Source organism: Aquicoccus sp. SU-CL01552, assembly GCF_040365005.1.
Lineage (GTDB): Bacteria > Pseudomonadota > Alphaproteobacteria > Rhodobacterales > Rhodobacteraceae > Antarcticimicrobium.
The window spans coordinates 22,272-30,967 of sequence record NZ_BAABWV010000027.1; the positions used below are offsets into that span (position 1 = coordinate 22,272).

General features: G+C 62.8%; 7 protein-coding genes. All 7 read left to right on the top strand.

Translation table 11 applies throughout. The annotated features are described in order from the left end of the window. The first annotated feature begins 4 nt into the window (after nt 1-4). Nucleotides 5-1,933: a sensor histidine kinase gene (locus tag ABWV23_RS21450; protein ID WP_353351582.1), complete on the top strand. Its 1,929-nt coding sequence runs from the start codon at nt 5-7 to the stop codon at nt 1,931-1,933. Then, nucleotides 1,930-3,180, top strand: coding sequence for a sigma-54-dependent transcriptional regulator (locus tag ABWV23_RS21455; protein ID WP_353351584.1), 1,251 nt, complete (start codon nt 1,930-1,932; stop codon nt 3,178-3,180). Before ABWV23_RS21450 ends, ABWV23_RS21455 begins: the two co-directional genes overlap by 4 nt. 138 nt (nt 3,181-3,318) lie before the next feature. Next, a complete protein-coding gene (locus ABWV23_RS21460; RefSeq protein WP_353351586.1) occupies nt 3,319-4,641 on the top strand; it encodes an ABC transporter substrate-binding protein in 1,323 nt (440 codons plus the stop codon). A gap of 92 nt (nt 4,642-4,733) precedes the next feature. Beyond that, nucleotides 4,734-6,488, top strand: coding sequence for an ABC transporter permease (locus ABWV23_RS21465; RefSeq protein ID WP_353351588.1), 1,755 nt, complete (start codon nt 4,734-4,736; stop codon nt 6,486-6,488). Nucleotides 6,489-6,505: 17 nt separating this feature from the next. Continuing rightward, nucleotides 6,506-7,558, top strand: coding sequence for an ABC transporter ATP-binding protein (locus ABWV23_RS21470; protein ID WP_353351590.1), 1,053 nt, complete (start codon nt 6,506-6,508; stop codon nt 7,556-7,558). Continuing rightward, the gene (locus tag ABWV23_RS21475; RefSeq protein ID WP_353351592.1) at nt 7,559-8,161 is read left to right on the top strand and encodes a histidine phosphatase family protein; all 603 of its coding nucleotides are present in this window, start codon (nt 7,559-7,561) and stop codon (nt 8,159-8,161) included. A 311-nt stretch (nt 8,162-8,472) separates the two neighbouring features. Beyond that, the coding region (locus ABWV23_RS21480) for a transposase (RefSeq protein ID WP_353351594.1) at nt 8,473-8,696 on the top strand (224 nt) is incomplete at its 3' end.

Genomic DNA, 8,696 nt, shown 5'->3' on the forward strand with positions numbered 1-8,696 from the left:
GGTCATGCCGCAGATCTGGACGCGGCTTTTCATCCTGACCTTGGCCGCGGTCATGTCGACCTGGATCGTGGTGGGATTCTCGATGCAGACCCTGCGTTATGCAAGCGGCGTGGTGAAGGAACTCGAGACCGATCAGGTACCGCGGCTGACACAAACGTCGCAGCTGTCGGCACAGGTCGCGGATCTGGCGGTTCTCAGCAACGAGTTGCTGTTCGCCAACAGCTTGTCGGAAAGCCCGCTGAGCAATGCAACCGCAGATATCAGCGGCTTTCTGTCCGGCAGTCTCGGCGATGCAGCAATGCGGGCTGAAACGCGCGGCATTCTCGACCAGTTGGACCTGATTAACCGCAAGCTTGTCCGCACCCAGCGAATCGAAGCCGATGCCCGATCCGAGATTTCCCGGCTACGTTGGCTCGATGTCGAGATCCAGGAGGAAACCGCCGCGCTGGCCGCCGATTTCAACTTCAATATCCAGGCCCAGACCCGGGCGTTGGCCGGGGAGGCCGATGTGCAGGATCGCGCCGAACGCGCAGACCATCTGGTCGAAGAGATGCACCTGCGCGACATCTTCGCCGAGCTTGCCGCCGCGAGCGCCACGGCGTTCTCGGTCGCGGTGCAAACGTCGGGCAGCCGCTCGCTGGCACAACTCGATCAGTTTGCCGAGATCGAGGCGGATGCCTTTGCGCAGGTCCGCAACCTCCTGGCGCGATTGCCCGAGAAATCGGAGTTTCTCACGCTTCGCCAATCGGTGAGCGCGCTGGATAGTTTGATCAACGGGCGCGAGGGGTTGATCGCCAAGCGCCGTGATTGGCACGCGTTGCGTGGCAGCATGTATGCCGAGTTGGAAACGGTGCTGTCCAGGCTGTCTGACCTGCAGCAACGCCTGCAACAGGACGCGGCAGTGCAGCGCGGGGGCCTGACCGCGGACATCGCGGCATTTGCCCAACGCATCCAGCGAACGATGCTCCTTCTGATGATGGCGACGGTCCTGGCGCTGGCCGGGGGCATGGCCATCCTCTTTCTCTATATCCGGCCGGTGATCATCCGTCCGATGCAGAGGCTAACCAGTGCGATGCACGCCATCGCAAGCGGCGGTAGCGTCGAGATGGCACCGGGCGCCAGCCGCAACGACGAGATCGGCCAGCTATCGCGCGCCGTGCTGGCCTTCAGTGCCTCGGTCGACGAACGCGACCATGCCATCGCAGAGTTGAAGCAGACCCAGAACGAACTGGTGCAGGCCGGCAAGATGGCGGCGCTCGGCAGCCTGTCGGCCGGCATCGGGCACGAGCTCAACCAACCGCTGGGCGCCCTGCGGCAAAGGCTGCACCTGATGCGGTCGGCAGTGGGGCGCGCGGATGAGACGGCGCAGCATCGGCAGATCGACAAGATGGAAGCACTGGCCGAGCGGATGGAGCGTATCATCACCCATCTGAAACGTTTCGCCCGGCGTTCGGAGTATCGTCGGGAAGAGGTTGCGCTGATACCACTATTCCGCGCCGCAAGTGACCTGATGAAGGGGAATTTTGCCGACCGTGGGATCACGCTCGGCATTGATCCGGCGCTGGAGGGCGCGGTCTGCGTCGGCGATCCGGTTCTGGTGGAACAAGTGCTGGTGAATCTGCTGAGCAATGCCAGCGATGCAATCGCGGAAACAGGGGGCTCTGGCCGAATCGACATCCGCTCCGAAACGGACGAGGCCGGGTTCATCTCGTTCTCGGTGGTCGATTCCGGTGCCGGGCTTGGCGACCTTGATCCCAAACGGGCCTTCGACCCGTTCGTGTCGACCAAGGACCCGGGCAAGGGCCTGGGGCTGGGTCTGTCGATTTCCTACAACATCATGCGGGGCCTTGGCGGTAATCTTTCCCTGTCTGATCGCCGCGATAGCGGCGTGCGGGCCACCGTCACCCTGCCAGCCAAGGAGACCCGGCCATGAGCGAAGAGGGGCTGATCTACCTCGTCGATGACGATACCGATTTCCGCGAGGCCACCTGCGAAATGTTGGAGGGCGCGGGGTATCGCGTAACCCCCTTCGGGCACGGTCAGGACATGCTGGACAGGCTCGACCCCGAATGGCCCGGCGCGATCCTGTGTGACGTGCGCATGGCCGGGTTGGACGGCTTTGCGGTCCTCAAGGCGGTGCGCGCCATTGCCTCCGACATTCCACTGGTGATGATCACAGGACATGGGGACGTGCGGCTGGCCATCGCCGCGATAAAGGCGGGGGCCTATGATTTCCTGGAAAAGCCGGCCCAGCCGGATTTCCTGTTGAGTACTATGAGCCGCACATTGAACGCCCGGCGGTTGGTTCTGGAAAACAGGCGATTGCGCCGCGGTTTGCAGGCCCGGGGCGGATTGGCCGGCGTGCTCGTGGGGCGGTCGCAGGCGATGCGAGATCTGCGCGCAATGCTGTTGCGCCTGGCGCCGCTGCCGATGACCGTGACGATCTGCGGCGAAACCGGCACCGGGAAATCCGTTGCCGCCCGGGCGCTGCACGACCACGGCGAGCGAGAGGGCCGGTTCGAGACGATTTCTTGCGTCGGGATATCGGCCGAGGATCTGGGCGCAGCACTGGCGGCGATCGGTGATGACGTGTCGACCCTGTTCGTGCGCTCGGCCCACCGCCTCGATGCCTCGTGCCAAGCGCTGCTGGCCGAATACTTGCGCGCGCCGGACAAGCCGCGCATCGTCCTTTCGATGACAGGCGGTGCCGACGCGCCACCCGAAACGATGCTGACCGACGAGCTCTTTTTCCTTGCCAACGTCGCGCGACTCGACCTGCCGCCGTTGCGTGAACGCGGCAAGGACGTGTTCCTGTTGCTCGAGGCGTTTCTGCGGGACGCCGCGCAACGGTTCAAGCGACCCTTGCCGAGAGTGACCGACGAGATGATCCGCGAGATCGGACGCCACGCGTGGCCCGGCAATGTGCGCGAGTTGCAGACCGCGGCGGAGCGCATGGTTATCGGGCTGCCAATCAACCTCAAGGCGCGCGGCACGGGACAGGGCAAAGAGGTTCTGAGCTATGATGATGCGATGCGCCGGTTCGAGCGCGACCTGTTGATGCAAAGCCTGCGCGAAACGGATGGTCGCAAGGGCGAGGCTGCAGAGCTCCTGGCGATTCCCCGCAAGCGTCTCTACCTACGGATGAGAGCGGTGGGCCTCCTGGGTGAGGGTCAGGATTGACCCATTTACGTGGTCGCATCTGACCCATTTCGAGAGGATCTCGCGAAAAATCCCACAGATTTCCCTTGTCGGCGACAAGTTGCCAGCTTGCACGACATGCGCAGGAGGAGCGCAGGAAACAAAGGGGAGGATTGCTCCATGCGGAGTACCATTATTTCATCTGTCGCGGCATTGGCGCTGACGGCCACGGGCGCATTGGCTGATGGCAAGATCACCGTGATCACGTCGTTTCCGGATTCCATGACCGGCCCGATCGAGGCGGCCTTCGAGGCGGCCCACCCGGATTACGATCTTGAAATCCTGAACAAGAAGACATCCGCCGGTGTGAAGTACATCCAGGAAATCGCCGGCGACAACACCGCCGACATCTTTTGGGCCTCGGCGCCCGACGCGTTCGAGGTCCTCAAGACCAACGATCTGCTGGCGTCGGTTGAGGTCGCCTCCGACGGCATCCCGGACAAGATCGGGGCCTATCCGCTCAACGATCCGGCTGGCTATTACTATGGCTTCGCCGGTGCCGGTTACGGCATCATGTGGAACGAGCGGTATCTGAAGGCCAATGAACTGGTGCCGGCCAAGGAATGGTCGGATCTGGCCAAGGCCGAGTACCATGGCCATGTCGGCATGTCCGCGCCGTCGCGCTCGGGCACCACGCATCTGACCGTCGAGACGCTGCTTCAGGGCGACGGATGGAACGCGGGCTGGGCCAAGTGGAAGCGCATCGCCGGGAACTTCAGCACGGTGACCGAACGCAGTTTCGGCGTGCCGGACGGGGTGAATACCGGAAATTTCGGCCTCGGCATCGTGATCGATTTCTTCGGCTTCTCGTCCAAGGCCTCGGGCTTCCCGGTGGATTTCGCCTATCCCACCGTCACGGCTCTGGTCCCTGCCAATGTCGCGGTGGTAAAGAACGCCCCGAACGAGAAAGGCGCGATCACCTTCATCGAATACCTGCTCACCCCCGAGGGGCAGGCGGTGCTGCTTGACCCGGCGATCATGCGCCTGCCAATCAACCCCAAGACCTACGCGACCGCGCCCGAAGGCTTCCCCAACCCGTTCGAGGATGAAACCATCGGTGCCACCGTCGAGTTCGATGTGGAGAAATCCGGCGCCCGCTACAACGTCGTGAACTCCATGTTCGACGTGATGATCACCTACCGTCTCGACGATCTGCGCGCCGCCGTGGGAGCGATCCAGAAGGCCGAGGCCGCAGTGGCCGAAAGCGGCAACGCAGAGGCCCAGAAACTGATCGACGAGGCTTGGGCGCTGATCGACGCCAACCCGATCGACGAGGCCAGGAGCCTCGACCCTGACTTCGCCGCGATCTTCACGAAGAAACGCAAGAAGGCGGATGACGAGGTCGGCCAGCGTCAGGCCGAGGTCGAGCAGGAGTGGGATGCCTTCGTGGTCGAGAACTACCGCAAGGCCCGGGAACTCGCAGACAAGGCCGCAAGCCTGTAAACCTCCTTCGCCCGGCCTGAACCCGCTTCGGGCCGGGCCAGTGGCCACCGCACGCCTGCGGTGACCGCATGCCCCCAAGAAAGACCAAACCCATGTCGTATTCCTCCCCCCCACCTGCAAAGCGGCAGGCAGGGCTGGCAGACCGTTTGCCCGGCTGGCTGGTCCCGCATCTTTCGGGCCTGCATATCGCCGCGCTGCTGATCGCGCTCCTGCTGGTCGGCCTGTTGCTGGTCCCGGTTGCGCAGGTGATGATCGTGGCATTCCAGGATCCCGCGACCGGAGCGGCCACGCTGCAGAACTTCGTGGATTTCTTCCGCACATCGCTGTTCCGCGAAAGCTTCTGGAACTCGTTCTACGTCTCGGCCATGTCGGTTGTCGTGGCGACGGCCATCGCGCTGCCCCTGGCCTATATCACCACGCGGTTCACCTTTTCCGGTTCGATCCTGATCCAGAGTCTCGGCTTCATCCCGTTGATCATGCCTCCCTTCGTCGGCGCGGTCGCGATGCAGCTGATCTTTGGTCGCAACGGCACGGTCAACCTGCTGCTGCGCGACTGGTTCGGCATCGGCATTCCTTTCATGGAGGGGTTGAACGGTGTCATTCTCGTACAATCGATCCACTATTTTCCCTTCATCCTGATCAACCTGTCGGCCTCGCTGCGCAATATCGACCGTTCGATGGAGGAAGCCGCCCAGAACCTCGGCAGCCACGGCATACGGCTGTTCCGGCGGGTGGTCTTTCCGCTGGCCATGCCCGGCTATATCGCCGGGGCGGCGCTGGTCTTCATCAAGGTGTTCGACGATCTCGGAACGCCGCTGTTGCTCAACGTGAACAACATGCTCGCCCCACAGGCGTTCCTGCGGATTTCCTCGATCGGGATCTCGGACCCAATGGGCTACGTGATCTCGGTGATCCTCGTGGTATTCTCGATCCTGTCGCTCTGGACCTCGTTCCTGTTCATGCGCGGCAAGGAATATGCCACCGTCCAGAAAGGCGGCGGAGGTATGGCCCGGCGCGAGTTGAAGCCGATCGAAAAGGCGATGGCCTACGGCGTTGTGGTCTTGATCCTGCTTCTGGTGCTCAGCCCCCACATCGGGTTGCTGCTGCTGTCCTTCGGCACGATCTGGTCCTATGCGCCATTACCCGATGGCTACACCCTGGCGAACTACGTGACGATGTGGGAAAACTCCAAGACCTACATCCTCAACACCGTACTGTATGCCGGGGTCGCGGCGACGCTGGATGTGATCATCGGCACAGCCATCGCCTATATCGTGATCCGCACGCGGATCTTCGGGCGCCAGGGGCTGGATTACCTGGCCACGGCGGCACTGGCGGTGCCGGGGGTGGTGCTGGGCATCGGTTATCTGCGGACCTTCCACAGCATCGACGTGCCACTGGTCGACAAGCCGCTGGCAAGCTGGTGGGTGATTATCGCGCTGGCCCTGATGGTCCGGCGTCTGCCCTATGCGCTGCGCGCCTGCACGGCGGCACTGCAACAGGTCAGCCTGGCGCTGGAAGAGGCGGCCGAGAGCCTGGGCGCGACCAAGCGGCGGACCATCCAGAAGATCGTTGTGCCGCTGATGACCGGCGGCATCCTGGCCGGCTTCGTCACCAGCTTTGCCACAGCGGCGGTGGAACTCTCGGCCACGATCATGCTGGTAAGTTCCAACAATGACGCACCGCTGTCCTATGGCATCTATCTGTTCATGCAGACCCCCTCGGGACGCGGCGCAGGAGCGGCGCTCGGCATCGTGGCGGTCGTCGTCGTGGCCATCGGCACGATTGCTTCACAGATCATCATCGAACGCGACAAGAAGCTCAGAGCGTCCGGCGAACAGCGCTGAGACGGGGAGAAAAGAAAATGGAAAGAGCCGGAATCAAGATCGAAGACGTGCACCTGTCCTTTGGCGAGACCAAGGTGCTCAAGGGCGTGAATCTCGAAATCAAACCGGGGGAGTTCTTCGCGTTTCTCGGGCCGTCGGGCTCGGGTAAATCCACGTTGCTGCGGGCGATTGCGGGCTTTGGCCCGACCCCGCAGGGCAGCATCCGCATCGGGGGTCGCGACGTGGTGAAGCTTTCGCCATGGACACGAAATGTCGGCATGGTGTTCCAGTCCTATGCGCTCTGGCCGCACATGTCAGTGCGCGAAAACGTGGGCTTCGGGCTAAAGGAACGCAAGATGCCAGCGCGACAGATCCGCCCGAAGGTGGACGCCGCGCTGGAGCTTGTCGGGCTTCAACGCCTGGCCGAACGGATGCCCAACCAGCTTTCGGGCGGACAGCAACAGCGCATCGCACTGGCGCGCACGATCGTGGTGGAGCCCGAGGTTCTGCTGCTTGACGAACCGCTGTCCAACCTCGACGCGTCACTGCGCGTGCAGATGCGGCGCGAGTTGCTGCGGCTTCAACGGCAGCTCGGGCTGACGACGATCTTCGTCACCCACGACCAGGAAGAGGCCAACACGACATCCGACAGGATGGCCGTACTGGATGGCGGCGTGATACAGCAGATCGGCACGCCGCAGGAACTCTATGACCAGCCCGCCAACCTCTTCGTGGCGCGGTTCCTCGGAACGGCGAACATCCTCAAGGGCCGGGTCGAGAGCTACGGGGATCAGGCACGTTTCGTCACCGCCACGGGCGACAGCCTCAGCCTCAGTGGCAGCACTCCCTCGGAGGGGGGCAACATCGTGCTGCGTCCGCAGAATATCCAGATCAGTCGCGAGGCGGGCCGGAACGCACTGCCCGGAAAGGTGCTGCACAAGGAGTTCCTGGGGAGCCAGATACGTTACTTGGTCGAGGCCGGCGGAACCGAGATCGTGGTCGATCAGAGCCACAGTTCAGGGGTGGACTGGTACGAGGTGGGCGCCGACGTGCATCTTCTGGCCAACACCGACAACGCGGTGGTGCTTTGAATGTCGCGAACCTCCTGTGACCTGCCCCAGGTGTCCCTGCGGCACCAGCTGCTCCTGCTTCGGCATGGCGAGACGGTCTGGAACCGCCAGGGGCGCCTCCAGGGGCGGCTGGATTCACCGCTCACCGAGACCGGTCGCGAACAGGCGCGTCGGCAAGGCCGCGACCTGGAGGTGTTGCGCCAGGGGGTGGGGCCGCACCGTGTCTTTTGCAGCCCGCTCAAGCGGGCGCAGGACACCGCGCGTCTGGCGCTGGGAACCGAGGCGTTCATCACCGAGGCTCGCCTGGTCGAGATCGGCTGCGGTCGCTGGGAGGGCACCACCGAAGCCGAGCGGGCGCAGTCTGATCCGGAGGCTTCGGGCCGCTTCGATGATGAAATCGAACGATACCTGAACGCGCCGGGCGGAGAAGGCCTTGCAGCTTTGACCGACCGCTTGGCCGCGTTTCTTGCCGATCTCGAGGGACCGGCTGTGATCTTCTCTCACAAGGTCGTGCTGGTCACCCTGCGGGCGATGGTGACCGGCGGGCGATCTTCCCTTGTTGGCGGTATGGCGCCAAGGCAAGGAACGATACTGGAATTACCGCCGCAACCAGGCACGGTCTGACTTGATGGGGTGAGCGGCCTTCCAACCGGCCGATGGCTGTCGTCGCGGGACCGGCGATGTGATATCAGTTTTTCGAGCCTCGATTTTCGGCTCTTCCAATCTGGCAAAATCCGATCCGACATTCCGAGGAATTTGGAGCCATGGTTTGGTTGTGCGCGGAATGCGCCCCTCGGGCGGTACCACTGGGTTTGAAGTTATTGACAGGTTCATAGTTCTGATAAGGAGAGCCTCATGATCAGGCTCTGGACCCATTGATTTGGTTGCGGCCTCCGCGTGATCTTGATTCAAGCTCCCTCACTTCAGGGGGTGCTGTGAGCTATCTTTTCTGGCTGATTGACAAGCAGATGGCACGGCTCTGCCCGTACTTTCCGAAGAGCCATGGCAAGCCACGCGTCGATGACAGGCGTGTTCTGAGTGGCATTATCTTCATCAATCGCAATGACTTGCATTGGAGTGATGCACCAAAGGAATGTGGCCCGCCCAAGACGCCCTACAACCGCAGGAAGCAGTGGAGCGACCTGGGCGTGTTTACCCG